General features: G+C 43.5%; 15 protein-coding genes. 10 read left to right on the top strand and 5 right to left on the bottom strand.

Annotated elements, in window-relative coordinates; translation table 11 throughout:
- Nucleotides 1-170 precede the first annotated feature (170 nt).
- Nucleotides 171-2,168, top strand: coding sequence for a DUF3857 domain-containing protein (locus R8G66_00735; protein MDW3190855.1), 1,998 nt, complete (start codon nt 171-173; stop codon nt 2,166-2,168).
- A 201-nt stretch (nt 2,169-2,369) separates the two neighbouring features.
- Complete coding sequence (locus tag R8G66_00740; protein ID MDW3190856.1) at nt 2,370-3,068, top strand: hypothetical protein; 699 nt, start codon at nt 2,370-2,372, stop codon at nt 3,066-3,068.
- On the opposite strand, the gene R8G66_00745 is transcribed toward R8G66_00740, so the two are convergent.
- A complete protein-coding gene (locus R8G66_00745; protein ID MDW3190857.1) occupies nt 3,069-3,800 on the bottom strand; it encodes a hypothetical protein in 732 nt (243 codons plus the stop codon).
- A gap of 40 nt (nt 3,801-3,840) precedes the next feature.
- The gene (locus R8G66_00750) at nt 3,841-4,575 is read right to left on the bottom strand and encodes a DUF3592 domain-containing protein (GenBank protein MDW3190858.1); all 735 of its coding nucleotides are present in this window, start codon (nt 4,573-4,575) and stop codon (nt 3,841-3,843) included.
- A 150-nt stretch (nt 4,576-4,725) separates the two neighbouring features.
- Here R8G66_00750 and R8G66_00755 point away from each other — a divergent pair, with 150 nt between their 5' ends.
- Nucleotides 4,726-6,705: a fructose-1,6-bisphosphatase gene (locus R8G66_00755; GenBank protein ID MDW3190859.1), complete on the top strand. Its 1,980-nt coding sequence runs from the start codon at nt 4,726-4,728 to the stop codon at nt 6,703-6,705.
- A gap of 8 nt (nt 6,706-6,713) precedes the next feature.
- On the opposite strand, the gene R8G66_00760 is transcribed toward R8G66_00755, so the two are convergent.
- Nucleotides 6,714-7,583 (bottom strand): bile acid:sodium symporter family protein, encoded by an 870-nt coding sequence (locus R8G66_00760; GenBank protein MDW3190860.1) that lies wholly within the window; start codon nt 7,581-7,583, stop codon nt 6,714-6,716.
- Entirely contained in the window at nt 7,584-8,372 is a 789-nt protein-coding gene (locus R8G66_00765; GenBank protein MDW3190861.1) for a class II aldolase/adducin family protein, read from the bottom strand. It lies immediately after the preceding gene.
- Between the two features lie 156 nt (nt 8,373-8,528).
- On the opposite strand from R8G66_00765, the gene R8G66_00770 reads away from it, so the two are divergent.
- A complete protein-coding gene (locus R8G66_00770; protein ID MDW3190862.1) occupies nt 8,529-9,395 on the top strand; it encodes a DMT family transporter in 867 nt (288 codons plus the stop codon).
- Between the two features lie 46 nt (nt 9,396-9,441).
- On the opposite strand, the gene R8G66_00775 is transcribed toward R8G66_00770, so the two are convergent.
- Nucleotides 9,442-10,113, bottom strand: coding sequence for a haloacid dehalogenase type II (locus R8G66_00775; protein MDW3190863.1), 672 nt, complete (start codon nt 10,111-10,113; stop codon nt 9,442-9,444).
- 235 nt (nt 10,114-10,348) lie between these two features.
- On the opposite strand from R8G66_00775, the gene R8G66_00780 reads away from it, so the two are divergent.
- From R8G66_00780 to R8G66_00805, 6 genes are all read left to right on the top strand, one after another.
- A complete protein-coding gene (locus R8G66_00780) occupies nt 10,349-10,810 on the top strand; it encodes a (2Fe-2S)-binding protein (protein MDW3190864.1) in 462 nt (153 codons plus the stop codon).
- An 11-nt stretch (nt 10,811-10,821) separates the two neighbouring features.
- Nucleotides 10,822-13,194 carry a xanthine dehydrogenase family protein molybdopterin-binding subunit gene (locus R8G66_00785; protein MDW3190865.1) on the top strand — a complete coding sequence of 791 codons (2,373 nt, stop codon included), beginning with the start codon at nt 10,822-10,824 and terminating at the stop codon, nt 13,192-13,194.
- Nucleotides 13,195-13,205: 11 nt separating this feature from the next.
- Entirely contained in the window at nt 13,206-14,024 is an 819-nt protein-coding gene (locus tag R8G66_00790; GenBank protein ID MDW3190866.1) for a xanthine dehydrogenase family protein subunit M, read from the top strand.
- A 119-nt stretch (nt 14,025-14,143) separates the two neighbouring features.
- On the top strand, nt 14,144-15,037 hold the full coding sequence (locus R8G66_00795) for a MoxR family ATPase (GenBank protein MDW3190867.1): 894 nt from the start codon (nt 14,144-14,146) through the stop codon (nt 15,035-15,037).
- Nucleotides 15,038-15,099: 62 nt separating this feature from the next.
- Nucleotides 15,100-16,221, top strand: coding sequence for a VWA domain-containing protein (locus tag R8G66_00800; protein MDW3190868.1), 1,122 nt, complete (start codon nt 15,100-15,102; stop codon nt 16,219-16,221).
- A 20-nt stretch (nt 16,222-16,241) separates the two neighbouring features.
- Entirely contained in the window at nt 16,242-17,195 is a 954-nt protein-coding gene (locus R8G66_00805) for a tetratricopeptide repeat protein (GenBank protein MDW3190869.1), read from the top strand.
- Nucleotides 17,196-17,532 lie beyond the last annotated feature (337 nt).

The raw sequence follows: 17,532 nt of genomic DNA on the forward strand, positions 1-17,532 counted from the left end.
TCCCCTTAAATTAAGAGCATTGAGGGGTTAAGCACGGTCCACCGCTGGTATTTTCTATTGAAATTCATTTTGACCGGATCCCACTACCTGAATCCCGGTACTTTTTAATGAGATTTTGATCATACGTCAGGTATTGCTTAATTTCAAGCAAATTTTTAAAACAGCCTAACATGCTCAAAACAGTCAAAAAGCTCAGCTTCGTGCTGATCATCTTTTTTATTCATTCAGCTCATGCCCAAAAGCCCGTCAAATATGGAAAAGTAACGAAAGAAGACCTTTTGTTGGAAAAATGCTCGATCGACCCTGATGCCAATGCCATGATATTGGGCAAGTCAGGTATCCTTCGGTTCCGGTATAACAATGACAAAGGGTGGCAGTATTCCTTGGAAGTTGTAGTTCGAAAAAAGATTTTCAATGAGGAAGGGAAAAACGAAGGAAATATCTCCATATCTCTCTATGATCCGATCAGAGGGGGAAACAGGGAAGAAATAAGCACCCTCCGGGCAAGTACTTACAATCTTGTTGGAGGAAAAGTGGAGAGGATCAAAGCTTCAACGAAAGATGAGCAAAAGACCCGGTTGAACGATTATCGGACGGAAGTGTCAATGGCATTACCCAACGTAAAAAATGGCTCTGTCGTGGAATATACGTATACATTGGTGTCAGATTACATCTATAACCTGACTTCCTGGAAGTTTCAGGAGGATATTCCTGTGGCCTATAACTTCCTGGACTTTACTATCCCTCAATATTTTAACTATCAGATCTCACAATTGGGCAACGTCGTGGATTTAGATTACACTGAAGAGCCCATAGCCGAGACCTTCACCTATCAATGGCGCTCAGAACCTAAAGCGGGAGGTGGTTATGATAAAGGAACAAGTTCGCTTAGTTCAAATAGTGTGAGAAGGAAGGCGATTGCACGGGATGTTAGGGCATTTGAAGATGAGCCTTTGATGAGTAATCCCATTGACAGACCCTCGAGAATTGAATTTCAATTATCTACGATTCAAATGCCGAATCGTCCCATCAAGAATATTGCGCAGGATTACACCCAATTCTCTACGGAAATACTAGACTGGAGCAATTTTGGAGATAAACTAGACTCGAAAGGTATTGCCAAGGATCAAGTGGCCTCAGTCGAAGGCTCCACCGATATTGAAAAAGCAAAGACGCTCTACAATTGGCTGTCCAAAAACACGACCTGGAATCAGATTTATGGAATAACCGGGAGTGATGCAGGCAGAGAAGTAGTTAGAAAGAAAGTTGGGAGTGTTGGCGACATCAATTTAACACTGGTGGCTTTATTAAGAGCAGCAGGATTGCGGGCATATCCTGTGATTCTAAGTACCAGAGGACACGGTGCTGTTCATCCCGTTTATCCCAGTTTACAGGACTTCAATTATGTTATTGTCTCTAGCACGATCGATGGCAAGGAATATTTGTTGGATGCTACGGCAGGTTTACCTTTTGGAACCATTCCATCACGATGTTTCAATGGTGAAGGGTGGAGATTGAGTGTCAATGGAGGAACCTGGGTCACCCTCAAGAACGGTAATCATAGCACTTCTGTATCATCTACAATTACCTTCGATGAAGAAACCATCAATACCGCAATGACCGTCAAATATGGTGGACATGCTGGCATCAATTTCGTAAAGGAGGCACGAGAATCCGGAGAAGAAAGTGTCGATAAGCTATTCTCAGAAGCCCTGGAAGAAGGAACACTGGAGAATTTTCAATGGACCGATTCACTTGGTGTGGAGAAACCCGTGGTTACTTTTGACTGGATGCGAGATAATGAGGATCCAGATATTATTTATTTAAACCCTCTGCCATATGCGGCTGTCTCGGAAGTGCCCTTTAAAAGGGAAGAGCGATTTTCTAACATCGATTATCGATATAAGACGAGCGTTACTGCGTTGAGTAAAATACATCTTCCTGAAGGATATTCTGTCGAATTACCAGAGCCTATTCGGATGATTTTACCCAACAAGGGGGCGTCATTTACCTATTCTGTTAATAATATGTCCGGTGTGGTGACTATCCTTAGCCGTTTTCAGCTCAATAAGCTGGAATATACCCCTGAAGAGTACAAGGAACTTAAGAATTTCTACGAAGCGATGGCGGAGAAAAACGCGCAGACCCTTATTCTGAAAAAGACTTAATCACTGCTATTGTGATAACGTGTTATCGTTGCTAAGCGTGTTATGTAAAAATTGAAATCGGGTTTCGAACTTATACGTCATGATAATTTCGGCCCGATTTTAGCTATTCTTGCCGTATGAAATGAGCATAAGCGGCACACAGACTAACCGAAGATGCATCGTGCCGGCGAACCGGTGACCGTTGAAAATAAACTCTTACACATGAAACAGATCAAGCTCTTTTTAATACTGTCATTGATAGTCACTTCTGTCACCAAAGCTCAGGAATTAAAAGAAGTTCCTACACCACTAAGCATGATGACTTTATCTGTCATGGAAGACATGTACCTGGCGATGGAATTGGAACCCAAAACCATGATGGCCTTGATGTTACAACAGCCTAATGAGCAAGCAGAAGAGTTGATGTTCAATTCTCTTGATCTGATTCGAACAATGATCAAAGACTCCACTGGAATTGATATTCAGCCTGCCGAGGCATTGGAGGGCAAAGTGAAATACTCTCGTATAGGCTTACCACTGGTTAGCTTGAAAAAAGCAGCGAAAAAGAGTGATTTTCAGCAATATGTGAAGATCGATATTGCCGTAAGTCCTTTTTCCGGCACTACTACGCAAAACACCAATGCCGGAGATAGTCCTTTAGGTGTTGAGGTAGGCAGTAGTAACTACAGTGCGAGTTGGCGACCTGAAGTATTTGTACTGATGAAATTCGCTAATGCTAAAGGCAAGGGAGTTAAAACGATTAGGGGTATCTATCGTCATGATGAAAAAGTAAAGGTAACCTCTCAGGATCTTGTAGTAGCTGGATGGCACATTCCGATGAACCAGGAAGCAGAGGTGATTCCTTATTATTATTTTCTGGAAAAGGCAGTTGAGGATTTGATAAGGAAGATCAATAAATAGTTAATCTATCCAGATTTCTTTGATCACCTTTCCCGATAATCCCGGTAGTGTATCGACTACAAGCGCTTGTTGCGGATCTGTTTCGAGATACAAGATCGAAGCGTGCTTTTCATCCTTAATTTTCTTGGGTTCGAAAGTCCTGGTATGTACTTTGTACTTTTTCTTGTCACTAGCAGTGAAAGCGTAAGAGAATTGAGTTAGGACAGCATTCACAGACTTTTTATTGAACAAATTCCCCTGGATCATGATGCCATTTCTGATGATGCGCAGTTTTTTCAATCCCGTAATCGTATTGTAAAGGAACCAGCCAATGGATACTGAAAGGAATAACCATAAGCTAAAGCTACTTCCCAGGGTATTGCTCATTCCTTGTATACGGTGTACATAGGGTCTTTGCGCATTGTACTCTACCTTCACTTTATCACCGACTTTGTAGTTGAATTTACTCGAGTAAGAAGTCCAGGAAAACTCCCCAGCAGGAGAGAAGAATACATAATCGTATCCGAACACCGGGTTTTCGTCTCCTATACTGGTATCGAAAATATTGATGATCTTTCCTTCACCTATCGCCAAATCATCTCGCAAATAGCGGAAAGAATCAAGATCAAAAGTGGAGATATAGTTGATGGAAAGAACTATCCCGAAAATGAATAGAATGGGAGGACCAAATCCCCATTCGCCATTGAATAGAATCAAAATTCTAAAGTCTTTAGGCAATTTCTTTTTCGTCATAAGCGCTTTTAATAATTAGATTTTCAAGATGAGATAAAGTCTATTCAGACCATCGTTCTTGAATGACCTCACCAGTATTCCAGGGTAATGAGTCAAGCAACAAAGCTTTATCAGGATTGTCTTTATCGTAGATTAATCTTCCTCCCACATCTTCAGATTGATGTGTTTTTGTTGAGGCTTCATAAGTGAGCCCTTCTTTGGTTTCAAAAGAAAAGATGACATTGTAAACAGCCTGGTCATTGACTTGCATCAATGTAGGTTCCTTATCGACTAATTTTCCTTTAGCAAGTTCTCCGTTATTGATGATCTTCATTTTTTTTAACCCTGAAATGAAATTGTAGCTTATCCATACGAATGAAGCGAATAATGGCAATAAGAACATTCCGCCTCCAAGTGTGTTACTCATTCCTTTGATCCGATGAATATAGGGTTTGTCTGGGTTGTATTCTACCTTGACATCATCCCCAATATCATATTGATCTCCTCGCTTGTAGGAAGTCCAGTAGTAATCGCCATCGGGTGCATAGAACACATAATCATACCCATACATTGGGATATCATTGACAGTTAAGCTTGTTTCGAAAACATCCACCACTTTTCCTTTACCTGTTTTTAATTCACCTCTCAGGTAGATGAATGCATATGGATCGAAAGTGGAGAAGAAATGGTTTGAAATGAGGAATTGGAAAATGAACAAGGCTAAAGCAATAAGCCCCCATTTTCCATTGATCAAAAGAGCAAATTTATTACTGGTAGGAAGTTTTCTTCTAGTCATCTTGTATCCTTATCGTATTTCTGGAAAGTAAATCTATGTGATGCCTTTCAATTGTTGCAAGTGAATCAAAAAATGCATTAAAGATGATTCAAGATGAAGGAAGGAGAGACATCAATTGAATTATTTTTGAGGAGTTATTCAAACACAAAAATGCCTGACCTCAAATATTTCAACCTGTTAGCTGAGCAATTTCCTAATAGAGCCCGGGTAGGAAAGGAGATCGTATTACTCGAGTCTCAGTTGAATCTACCCAAAGGGAATGAGATCTTTTTGAGCGATGTGCATGGAGAACATGAGCCTTTTTTACATGTATTAAAGAATGGTTCAGGGATCATCAAAGAGAAGATCAAGACCCTTTTTGGCGACGAAATAGAAGAAAAAGCCATCAATCAATTGGCTTCTATCATTTACTATCCCAAAGAGAAAGTTGAGTTGCTACTTGAAAGTGGAGTAGAACCCACGTTGTTTTATGAACAGACTCTGGCTCGACTGGTCAGGATTGCAAGAGATTTTGCCCGGATCTACCCCAATCGAAAACTGAACAAACTACTTCCGGCTGATTATGGTGACATCATCCTGGAAATGGTGGCCGAAAGGGACCTGGGAGCTGATAAGAGTTATTACCGGCAGATCATTCAAAGCATCATTGACATTGATCAATGTCAGCAGTTGATTATTTCATTGAGTACCTTCATTCAACGGTTGGCCGTAGATCGGATCCATATCATCGGGGATATCTATGATCGGGGACCAGGTGCTGATATCATCATGGAAAAGCTCATTGAATACCATTCCGTGGACATTCAATGGGGAAATCATGACATGGTTTGGATGGGAGCGGCCGCAGGATCACCGGCTTGCATCGCAAATGTGCTTAGGCTTTCTCTTCGCTACGCCAATACAGAAACACTAGAGCAGGGGTACGGCATCAATCTCGTGCAACTGGCCTCCTTTGCGATCGAGCATTATAAGCATGACAAGAGCATTGTTTTTAATCCTAAAGTCACACCCGATGAATTGCTTAACCAGAGCGAACATTGGCTTAACCGACTGATGCACAAGGCTATTACCATCATACAATTCAAGTTGGAAGGACAGTTAATCAAACGCCGACCAGAATTTGAAATGAATGATCGGCTCTTACTGGATGACCTGGACCTACAGCAAGGTACAGTCCATATTCATGGGAAGGACCATGCTTTGAATGATACTTTTCTCCCTACAATTTCACCTGAAGATCCTCACCAACTCTCAGAGGAAGAGGAACAGTTGATGATGCGTTTGATTGCTTCTTTTAAAGAAAGTGAAAAGTTGCAACGGCACGTCAGTTTTCTATATGAGAATGGCGGAATGTATAAGTCCACGAACAACAATCTGTTGTATCATGGGTGCATCCCGTTAATGGAAGACGGACAATTGAAACCTGTCAGTCTCGGTGGCGAACCTAAGAAGGGTCGGGAATTGATGGATTATTTAGAAACTGTGGTGAAACACGGTTATTTCGGCAAGCAGGGAACGGAAGCGAGGGCATTAGGTGAAGACATGGCCTGGTACCTTTGGGCGGGTCCTGATTCTCCGATTTTTGGAAAGGATAAAATGGCCACTTTTGAGCGCTATTTCCTGGAAGATAAGGAAGTTCAAAAGGAGTCTATGAATGCCTATTATCAATATCGTGACGATCCCGATACGGCGGAAATGATCCTCAGGGAATTTGGTTATGATTCTCCAAACACCATGATTATGAATGGCCATGTTCCGGTACAAGTTAAAAAAGGAGAGAGCCCGATTAAAGCAGATGGCAAGCTGGTTGTCATTGATGGTGGTTTTGCCAAAGCCTATCAAGGACAAACTGGAATTGCTGGCTTTTCATTGATTTCCAATGCCTTCGGCCGTCAACTCATTGCTCATGAGCCTTTCGATTCGACTGAAAAAGCCATCCACGAAGAACTGGATATCGCCTACAGCGAAACGTTGTTAGGCCAATCGGATCACATGTTACGGGTCCATGAAATGGATGAGGGAAAATTTATCTCAGAAAAGATCAAAGACCTACGTAACCTACTGGAACTTTTCGAAACCGGAGCGATCCAGGAACGGAAGGTCAGCGCCAGTAATCTGATTACATACTAATCAGATTACTAGCTCTCGCCGAGCTCGCTCCGGCTCGAACGCTGCCCCAGAAAGATCACCACAAATCCAGTGAAATACATGATGAGTGTATATACGCCTGGAGTGATGCTGAAGGCTATATTTTGTAAGCTTACTACTGCTAAGGTGATGGCCAGTCCGGAATTTTGAATGCCAGATTCGATCGCTACGCAAATCGATTGTGGACGGTTTAACCTGACCAATTGTGCGGTTAGAAAACCCAGACCTAAGCTGGTGAAGTTCAATAGAAATGCCGCCAATCCCGCTTGCTTAAAATAGGGAATTACATTTGCCTTGTCCGCATAGACCAGGGCTCCGGTGATAAGAATCAACATGATGGTGGATGTCCTTCGAACAGGCTTGTCCATTTTTGCAGCAAATGCTGGCCTAAACGCCCGGATAGCCATGCCACTGCTCACGGGAATCACAACAATCACCAGCAATTGACCAATCATCAAAAGCTTATTCACCTCTACCTGTTGATCCGCGGCCATGAAGTTACCAATGGCGAAAGAGACAATCAGAGGAATCGTAAAGATTGACAGGATACTCGAAACTGCAGTTAAGCTTACAGATAAAGCACTGTCACCTTTTGCCAGGTGCGTAATGATATTGGACGATGTGCCTCCTGGGCAAGCTGCCAACAACATGACTCCAACAGCAAGTTCCGGAGATAGGGATAGCATATTGGCGATGGCAAGCCCAACAAGGGGCAAAAACACCATCTGATTGAGCAAACCAGTCAAAATGCCTTTGGGATACTTCAATACCCGCCGGAAATCCGCTACGGTAAGCGACAATCCCATGCCTAGCATGATCAATGCCAGCACCAGGATCAGGATTATAGAACTGATGTCCACTTATCTCAGGAATTCTACTTCAAGACAGATGTCCTGCCACATGGGTTGAAACTGGAAATAGCCCGCGAGTGGAAAACCTAATTCCCGACGGGTTTTCATGGCAGTGGCATGATCAATTTTGATCATTTCTTTGCCCGTCTGCATGGCCAATAATTGTGCCTGACAGCTTCTTTCCATGGTCACGAACCACCAAACGGCCTCATCGATCGTGGTACCCACGGTGATCAATCCATGATTTTGCAAAATAGCGGCTTTATAATCCGACAAAGCATCGGCAATTCGTTTTCCTTCTTCAAGTTCATTGACAATACCCGAATAATCATCGAACAAGCCATGGTCTTCATAGAAAGCACAAGCGTCCTGAGTGATTGGTTCAAGTTTTTCACCAAGACAAGAAAAGGATTTGCCGTATACTGAGTGGGCATGAGCCGCAGCCAATACATCCGGCCTGGCTGCATGTACCTGTGAATGAATAGCAAAAGCAGCACGGTTCACCGGGTAGTTTCCTTCCACCACATCTCCATTGTGATTGACCAACAAAAGATCATCGGGAGTAATGATATTGAAAGACATGCCAAAAGGGTTGACCCAAAAATGATCGGGCATTTCCGGATCTCTTACCGTAATGTGACCTGCTACCCCTTCAGAGAAACCAAACTTTCCAAAAATTCGGAAAGCACCAGTTAGTTTTTTCTTCAGGTAGTTTCTTTGATCTTCCGGATTATCGAATGCCGGTGGCATCGGGAGGTTTTTTGGAAGCATATCCAGCGGTGGATTGGGTACTGCCATATTTCTGAATAGGGTTAAATGATGATGTTCTCGAATATACTGCTTTGACGGATAACTACTGTTGAGCTGATTGTAATTTCACGAATTAGCAAACAGGGAACCATTTCTAGTGAAAATGGTTAATGAACCGAATACCTACTTAAATCCCGCACCAATTTGAAAGGCTATATTTTCTTGTCTCTTTCCATCATCTTTTGGGCACTGAATTTCCATTTAGGGAAAATCATGTTCGAAAGTGTGACTCCAAATGTGGCTGCTTTTTGGCGCTTTTTCTTTGCTGTATTAGGATTATTGGCCTTATCCTGGAAAGTCATTCCTTCTAAAGCGGTCATTGTGAATCGTTTACCCGGCATGTTACTGGTCGGATTTATCGGTGTTTTTGGCTTTATATTTTGCTTTACGCAAGGACTTAATGCTACCTCTGAGATGAACGGTGCCTTATTTGTTGCTTTGAGTCCGGCTATCTCATTGATCTTAGCTGCCATTTTTCAGGGACACAAGATTCATGTGAGAGAAATTCTGGGCATTCTTCTGGCATTCCTTGGTGTAACGTATTTATTAACTCAGGGTGATTTTACCGTCCTTACGACCATATCATTCAGTTCAGGGGACATTTATTTTGCCCTGGCCGCCATGTTCTTCGCTGTTCAAAACATCTTGATCAAACAATTCATCGGTGATACCAATGGCGTGTTTTTTACCCTGGCTACCAATCTGTGCTGTCTACTTGGATTCACTGGCCTTCTATTCATGGAACCAGGTTTTGAAATCAACTATTCCATGGAGTTTTGGGTTGCTGCCATTTGCATGGGGGTACCTGGTACCGCATTGGCTTATTACGGATGGAACATTGGTGTCAAGCAAATCGGGCCCTCGAGAGCACCGGTATTCTTAAACATCATCCCCGGCATGGTAGCCATATTCGCCGTTCCCTTTGGTGCAGAATTGTACAGCTATCACCTTATCAGTCTACTGATTATTGTTATCGGCGTGTTAGTGATTCAGGTGAAGAAGAGGAATTAACCACTTTGTGCACTTTCAGGCTTAAGAATTCTGATTGATATATCGCTTACTTTATTAATCCCTCCAAACTCACCTCATCAAAGCTTGAATAGACCTTCCAGGGTTTTACCCCTAATTCCTCAAAAGGCAAGTCTTTTCTGTTAAGCCAGATGGTCTGAAATCCAAAGTTTGAAGCTCCGGCAACATCCCAGGGGTTCGAAGAGAAGAAAACAATGTCTGTGTATTCGCAAGAGAAGGCTCGAGTCGCCAATTCGTATACTTTAGGAGAAGGTTTGAAAACCTGGACACGACTTGCCGAAAGAATATGATCAATGTACGTGTCGATTTGAGCAATCTTCACGCTTTGTTCCAACATATCTTGTTCTCCATTAGAAAGGATGGCTGTCCGGAATCCTTTCAACTTACATTGTTCCAGAAATCGCCAGGCATCATCAAAGGCGGTAGGTTGTTCAAAGATGGAGAGAATGGCTCGTTTCAATTCTGGGTCTTCCATTCGATAGGCGTTACAGGCATAGTCCAACGCTTCCCTGGTTACCTGATTGAATCCCGTGAATTTTCCCATCAAGCTGCGCAGCCAGGTATACTCCAATTGCTTGGTCCGCCACAACGACTGAATGCTTGCGGATAACTTTTGCTGCTCATCACTCAATCCGGAAATATGGGAACTGACCTGAAGCAAAGTTCCGTAGGCATCGAAAACGAGGTATTTCTTTTCCATAACAGTAAATTAACCCGAAACGTTGACTCAAATTCAATCATCTCAACGGGTCGATTACCTTTATTAAGTTAATACAAATCATCATTACCTAACCTTTTGAATAGGCCTCAAAATAATGTTTTCTTATCTTATTTAGAATTATTTTAAATTATCACAATAAGGCCTGGGTGACAGTCTTAAATATTGAAAATTCTATAATTTCCAGAACGATCAAACTTAAATCATTAAACCCAAAATGAACATACGTTTAACTGTCAATGGGAAGCAGGTTGAAAAGGAGATTGAGGATCGGCAATTGCTGGTTAATTTTCTTCGGGAAGACCTGGACCTGACCGGCACCCATGTCGGATGTGATACAAGTGGATGTGGTGCCTGCACGGTGCTATTGAATGGTAAGGCCGTGAAATCCTGCACGGTATTGGCCGCACAGGCCGATGGTGAAGAAGTAACCACTATAGAAGGCATGAGCAATGGATCTTTGCATCCCTTGCAAGAAGGCTTCAAAGAAGAGCATGGTCTCCAATGTGGCTTTTGTACGCCCGGTATGATCATGACCGCCGCGGATCTACTCAGTAATAACAGCAATCCGTCAGAACAAGAGATTCGAGAATCTATTGAAGGAAATTTCTGCCGGTGTACGGGTTACCACAACATTGTGAGAGCCGTGAAATATGCTGCAGATAAAATGAACGCTTAACCCCCCTTAAAATGAGTTACATTGGAAAAGCGGTGAAGAGGGTCGAGGATAAGCGATTCATCACCGGAAAAGGAAAATATACAGACGACATTAAACTGCCGAATCTGGCAGCGGGCATATTTGTACGAAGCCCATACGCGCATGCCACCATTACTAACGTAGATACCACTGCGGCTGAATCCATGCCGGGCGTGGTGAAAATATTCACTGGTGCAGATATGGCTGAAGTTAACGGTGTTCCATGTGGTTGGCAAGTCAATTTCAAGAATGGGGACACCATGAAAGAGCCACCTCACCCCATCCTGGTAAAGGACAAAGTCTTGCACATGGGTGATGGAGTAGCGTTTGTAGTAGCTGAAACCTATGCTCAGGCAAAAGATGCCGCAGAGAAAGTTCGGGTAGACTATGATGTTCATGCTGCAGTTTACGACCCTGAAGAGGCAGTAAAAAGTGATGCCCCTCAGGTGCATGCGGATGCACCGAGCAATACCTGCTTTGACTGGGAACTAGGAGATCCGATCGATGAGGTAGAAGCCGCATTGGCCAGTGCGGCCCACGTCACAACGATTGATATGACCAATAATCGAGTGGTACCCAATGCCATCGAGCCCCGTTCGGCAATTGGCCACTTCGAAGATGCTTATGATAAATATACACTGTGGACTACTTCACAAAACCCGCACCTAACACGCTTATTGATGTCGGCCTTTGTTTTAGGGATTCCCGAACACAAAGTACATGTTATCGCGCCAGATGTAGGAGGTGGATTTGGTAGTAAGATCTTCCACTACATAGAAGAAGTAATGGTGATCTGGGCGTCCAAACAATTGGGTCGACCCGTAAAGTGGACAGCCGAGCGTTCGGAGAGCTTTCTGACTGATGCTCACGGACGTGATCACAAAACGAGCGTTTCTATGGGGTTTGATGCCGATGGAAAAGTGGTGGCTTTGAAATCTAAGACATATGCCAACCTGGGGGCTTACCTCAGCACTTTTGCACCGGCGGTCCCTACATACCTGCATGGTACGTTGATGCAAGGGCTCTATACCACACCAAAGATCAATGTAGATGTAACGGGTGTGTTTACGCATACCAATGTGGTGGATGCCTATCGTGGAGCCGGAAGGCCAGAAGCGACCTATCAGCTGGAAAGATTGATGGACCTGGCTGCACTTGAAATGGGTGTCGATCCGGCGGAACTGCGTAGAAAGAACTTCATTCCAGCCTTTGATGGCGTTAATCAGGAAGGATATGCCACTCGTGTAGCGCTGCAATATGATTCTGGTAATTATGAGCCAGTATTGGATCGTGCGCTCGAAATGGTAGGATATGAAGCCTTTAGACAGGAACAGAAATCACTGGATAATGGCAAGCTTATTGGAATTGGTTTCTCTACTTACATTGAAGCTTGCGGTATCGCGCCATCAGCAGTTGTTGGAGCCTTAGGTGCACGAGCCGGACTGTTTGAGTCGGCACAAGTTCGTGTTCAGCCGACGGGGAAAGTAAGTGTCTATTCAGGTTCGCATAGTCACGGACAAGGCCACGAAACCACATTTGCACAAATTGTCGCTGATCGTCTAGGTATAGCTCTGGAAGATGTAGAGATCGTTCATGGAGATTCGGAAGCCGTTGCCTTCGGAATGGGCACCTATGGTTCCAGATCGCTTGCCGTAGGTGGTTCTGCCATCATGAAAAGCCTTGATAAGGTCATCGAAAAAGGAGCGCAAATCGCTGCGCATAAATTGGAATCCAGGGTTGAAGACCTTGAGTTTGAAGGAGGTAAATGGACGGTAAAAGGGACAGACAAGTCCATCACTTTCGGTGATGTTTCTCTGACAGCTTACGTTCCGCATGATTATCCAGCGGACCTGGAGCCTGGACTAGATTTCTCAAGCTTCTACGATCCAACAAACTTTACTTATCCATTTGGTTGTCATGTGGCCATTGTAGAAGTAGATAAGGAAACAGGGGAGGTGAAATTGAAGCGATTCATTGCTGTGGATGATGTTGGAAACATCATTAATCCAATGATTGTCGATGGACAGATTCATGGTGGTCTAGCACAGGGAATCGGACAGGCTTTGTTTGAGGGTACGGTTTATGACGAATCCGGAACATTAGTCAATGGCTCGTTCATGGACTATGCCATGCCTCGTGCAGATGACTTGCCAAGCTTTGAAGTAGATCGAAAAGTAACGCCTTGTCCGCACAACCCTCTAGGAGTGAAAGGAGCAGGAGAGGCTGGCTGTATCGGTTCCACACCTGCCGTGGTTAATGCTGTGATTGATGCATTATGGAGCGGTGGCCATAAGGTCAAGGATATCGAAATGCCTATGATCCCTGAGCGCGTATGGAAAGCCATGCAAAATGGTTCGTCTAATTAAACCCTGTAACAATGATCCCAAGTAATTTTAATTATATAAAAGCAAAATCCGTCGATGAAGCCATTGCGTTGATGGATCAACACGGAGACGATGCACGTCTGCTGGCTGGAGGGCACAGTTTGGTCCCTTCTTTGAAACTTCGATTAACTGATTACGATCACCTGATAGATGTGTCAAAAATTCCTGAGCTGCGAAATATCGAAGAACAGGATGGCGTGATTCACATCGGAGCCATGGTCACTCATGGAGAGATCGTGAAATCTGACCTGATCAAAGAAAAGTTGAGTATTTTCTCACAGGCGGCAGACCTGATCGGAGATGTCCAGGTACGAAATTTGGGCACTATCGGTGGAAGTATCGCACATGCTGACCCTGCCGCGGATTGGCCGGGTGTGTTGTTGGCTACAGATGCTCACATTCACGTGCAAGGGAAAGGTGGAAGTCGTAAAATCGCGGCAGAAGATTTCTTTCTCGGGTTATACAGTACCGCACTGGAAGATGGTGAGATGATCACATCTATTGGGGTACCGGTTCATACTGGGGCCAAGTCGACCTATATTAAGTTCATGCAACCTGCTTCACGATTTGCGATCGTAGGCTGTGCGGCGGTGATCAATGGCAATGGCGCTCGAGTAGCTTTCAATGGAGTTAGTGCCACGCCATTCCGTGATAAGGACGTAGAAGCCAGCCTGGATAGGGGTGATTCTGCGGAAGCAGCGGCAAGTAATGCGGCAGAAGGTGTATCTATCATGAGCGATCACTTTGCATCAGAAGCCTATCGCAAACAAATGGCCAAGGTATACTGTAAAAGGGCATTGGCTAGTCTTTAATTTATGACGTCATGCCACGGATTCCATCTATGGAATGACGTTTTTGAAGATTGTAGTTCAACCATTTGAATAAACCATTAGTTTAAGAATTGGGCACCTGAAATTGGTGCCCTTCTTTTATGATGCAAAACAGAATACAAGAAATTTCTGAGAACTTGCTGAAACACGGTTATGTACCAGATGACCGGATTGCCATGTCCATTCAGCTATCTCAGTTGCTTAAGAAGCCTTTATTGATCGAAGGACCTGCAGGTGTAGGGAAGACAGCCATTGCGCGTGTCATGTCAGAGATCATGAACACCGAATTGATTCGACTTCAATGTTATGAAGGATTAGATGCAAATCAGGCCATATATGAGTGGAATTATCAACGACAATTGCTTCAAATCAAATTATTAGAAGCAGAGCAAGTATCCATTGAGGACAAAGAAGCGGCTATTTTCTCCGAGAAATTTCTGATGGAACGTCCTTTATTAAAAGCCATCTCGGCTGAAAAACCAAGGGTATTATTGATTGATGAGATCGACCGTGCCGATGAAGAATTTGAAAGCTTTCTACTGGAATTGCTTTCTGAATGGCAGATCACAATTCCTGAAATCGGCACAATCGCCAATAAGTCCATTCCGCAGGTCATCCTGACAGGGAACAGGACCAGAGAGTTATCTGAGGCACTTCGACGTAGGTGTTTATACCTGTTCATTGATTATCCGTCCTTCAAGAAAGAAGTCCAGATCGTTCAGCAAAAAGTTCCAGGCATCAACGATCGACTGGCGCAGGAAATTTGCGTATTCATGGCGGAAGTTAGACAGATGAGGCTGGAGAAAGTACCTGGCGTGGCGGAAACATTGGATTGGGCTACTTCATTGGCCGAAATGCACTTTGATCACCTGGATGCTGAAGTGGTGGAGTCTACTTTGGGAGTAATCCTAAAAGACTGGGATGACATGCGTGAAACTCAGGATTCCCTGGCTGAGTTGCTGGATAAAGTCAATGTGAAGCTGAACATTGAATAGCAGAGATCTTGAAGCATTTATTCCTTGACCATTTTGACATCACCTAATTTTGATGCGATGATATGAAGCGACAAACGTCCATATCAAATCATGTGATTCATTTTGCGAGGTTTTTGAGGACGCAGCAATATACCATTGGCCCCGAAGAAGAAGCAGATGTACTCAAAGGTCTCACGGCAATAGATTGGTCGGAGCATGCCCAATTCAAAGAAGTGCAACGAGCTGCTTTTTGTAAGCATTTCGAACAATATCAGCAGTTTGATGACCACTATCATCGGTACTGGTCGGAACTCAGCAAAGCGGTCGATTCCAAGTCAAAACGAGTAGCAGAGGAAAAGCAAAAGCCCACGCAGCCCAAAGCACCTTCAATCCAGGTAATTAAAAACTGGTTGCATGGTAACCAGCAACAGGATGAACAGGATGTTCATCAGGCCAGTCCTGAATCCGTTTCAGGAACTCCTGATTTAAGTAGTTTATCGGATCACCATTATCGCGAGTGGCAGGAAGTAATTCAATTGATCCAAAGGCAAGTTTCCCGTCAACGTTCCCGTCGTTATATTAAGTCCAAACAAGCACATCAATTAGATTTTCGTAAAGTGCTGAAAAACAGCATTGTTAAGGGCGGTGAAATCACGGAGATCTCATTTAAGAAACAGAAGAAAAGAAAAGTAAATTTGCTATTGCTTTGTGATGTAAGTCGGTCCATGGAACTATACAGTCGATTCATGATCCAACTGATGTATGCGTTACAAAACAGCGGGATTAAAATACATTGCTTTGTGTTCAGCACCGAATTGTTTCCAGTCAGTTCCTTATTGAAAAGGCAGAGCCTCAAGGAAGCATTATCAGCAGTCTCAGAAGAAGTAGAAGGTTGGTCGGGTGGGACTAAAATAGGAGCGTGCTTCGCTGACTTTTTAGACCAACATGGCCGAAAAGCGATTCCTCGAAATACGTTTACTTTCATCTTAAGTGATGGTTGGGATGCTGGCGAAATTGAAGTGCTTGAACGATCCATGCACACCCTGCAACGACGAAGTAAACAACTTTTTTGGATCAACCCTTTAGCTAAAAGCGAGTCATTTGACGCTAAGGTATTGGGAATGAAGGCTGCCATGCCCTACATCGATCATTTTATTCCAGCTGTGGATGCCACCTCTTTGAAACGACATTTGAAGAATCTTTAAACCCGTAGTATCTTGCCGAGATGATTAAGTCCTTGTCTCTGCTTAGTTTTTTTGGCTTATTGTTGATTGGATGTTCTGGTACCAAAAATCAGGTAGTCGAGGAAGAGCCTCCGAAGCCAACAGACAAACAACTAACCACGCTTTTAGGAGAGCCACTCCCTGAAAAAACCTTTTCAGATTCAACCATCCGTCTGGACTTTGAAAACAAACTGGCAGATGCCAAAGCTAATTTTGAGCAATATCCTGATAGCGTAGACTGTATTATTTGGTATGGTCGACGGTTAGCTTACTTGGGTAGGCATGAAGAGGCCATCGACGTGTACAGTGCAGGACTTAAGAAATTCCCCGAAGCTTACCGTTTGCTTCGACACAGGGGCCATCGCTACCTCACGACACGCCAGATCGATAAGGCCATCAGAGACTTTGGTGAGGCCGTTGCTAAATCTGTAAATGAGCCAAATGCCATTGAGCCAGATGGATTGCCAAATTCGCAAAACATCCCTCTGGGTAATGACAAATTCAACATTTGGTACCATTTCGGATTGGCGCATTATCTCAATGGAAGATATGACCGAGCGTATTCTGCTTATCGACAATGCATGACCTTTAGCGACAATGACGACCTGAAAGCCGCAACAAGCTATTGGCTCTATATGGCTGCAGTAAGGTCAGGTTCCAATACAGTAGCTGAACGGACACTAAGAGAGATTTCTACTTCATGGGAAATGATCGAGAATGAAGCTTACATGGATCTTTTACTGTTATTCAAAGGCATTCTATCCGTAGATGCAATCCTCGAAAAGGCTACTGGGCCAGATGGTACATTGAACCCAACCTATGGGTATGGCATAGGCTTTCATTACCTGAGAAAGGACCAACCAGAGGCTGCGAATGAAATTTTTCAACGGGCACTTGCCGGACCCTCTTGGGAATCTTTTGGATACATAGCAAGTGAAGCGGAAGTTTCCAGATAGTCAAAAGTATCTTCAAATACACGTACCATTTTTAGTGTAGTAGAGTAGCAATCCTCCAGGAAATCTGTATGTGTCCTTGTGGGTTTGCAGTTCGTATTTAATATTAACCACTTATATAACGGAATCCGCCTTGAAATAAAATAAATATCCAAATAAGTTGAATTAATAAAAAGGGTCAATACATTTGTTGAGGTCACCATTTTTGGTGATGCCAGAACCAACATTTGGAAGCTATGTTATACTACTCTCACTCTTGTAACTGTAGGTATATTCTCTCGTGCCTTATCGGACAACTAAACAAAGAACCTTACCTGAAATTCATCGGGTCAACCTAGCT

Source organism: Cytophagales bacterium (genome assembly GCA_033344775.1).
Taxonomy (GTDB): Bacteria; Bacteroidota; Bacteroidia; order Cytophagales; family Cyclobacteriaceae; genus JAWPMT01.

Coding starts and splice junctions, on each gene's coding strand:
- R8G66_00735 (MDW3190855.1), top strand. CDS start 171: ATGCTCAAAACAGTCAAAAAGCTCAGCTTCGTGCTGATCATCTTTTTT.
- R8G66_00740 (MDW3190856.1), top strand. CDS start 2,370: ATGAAACAGATCAAGCTCTTTTTAATACTGTCATTGATAGTCACTTCT.
- R8G66_00745 (MDW3190857.1), bottom strand. CDS start 3,800: ATGACGAAAAAGAAATTGCCTAAAGACTTTAGAATTTTGATTCTATTC.
- R8G66_00750 (MDW3190858.1), bottom strand. CDS start 4,575: ATGACTAGAAGAAAACTTCCTACCAGTAATAAATTTGCTCTTTTGATC.
- R8G66_00755 (MDW3190859.1), top strand. CDS start 4,726: ATGCCTGACCTCAAATATTTCAACCTGTTAGCTGAGCAATTTCCTAAT.
- R8G66_00765 (MDW3190861.1), bottom strand. CDS start 8,372: ATGGCAGTACCCAATCCACCGCTGGATATGCTTCCAAAAAACCTCCCG.
- R8G66_00775 (MDW3190863.1), bottom strand. CDS start 10,113: ATGGAAAAGAAATACCTCGTTTTCGATGCCTACGGAACTTTGCTTCAG.
- R8G66_00780 (MDW3190864.1), top strand. CDS start 10,349: ATGAACATACGTTTAACTGTCAATGGGAAGCAGGTTGAAAAGGAGATT.
- R8G66_00785 (MDW3190865.1), top strand. CDS start 10,822: ATGAGTTACATTGGAAAAGCGGTGAAGAGGGTCGAGGATAAGCGATTC.
- R8G66_00790 (MDW3190866.1), top strand. CDS start 13,206: ATGATCCCAAGTAATTTTAATTATATAAAAGCAAAATCCGTCGATGAA.
- R8G66_00795 (MDW3190867.1), top strand. CDS start 14,144: ATGATGCAAAACAGAATACAAGAAATTTCTGAGAACTTGCTGAAACAC.
- R8G66_00800 (MDW3190868.1), top strand. CDS start 15,100: ATGAAGCGACAAACGTCCATATCAAATCATGTGATTCATTTTGCGAGG.
- R8G66_00805 (MDW3190869.1), top strand. CDS start 16,242: ATGATTAAGTCCTTGTCTCTGCTTAGTTTTTTTGGCTTATTGTTGATT.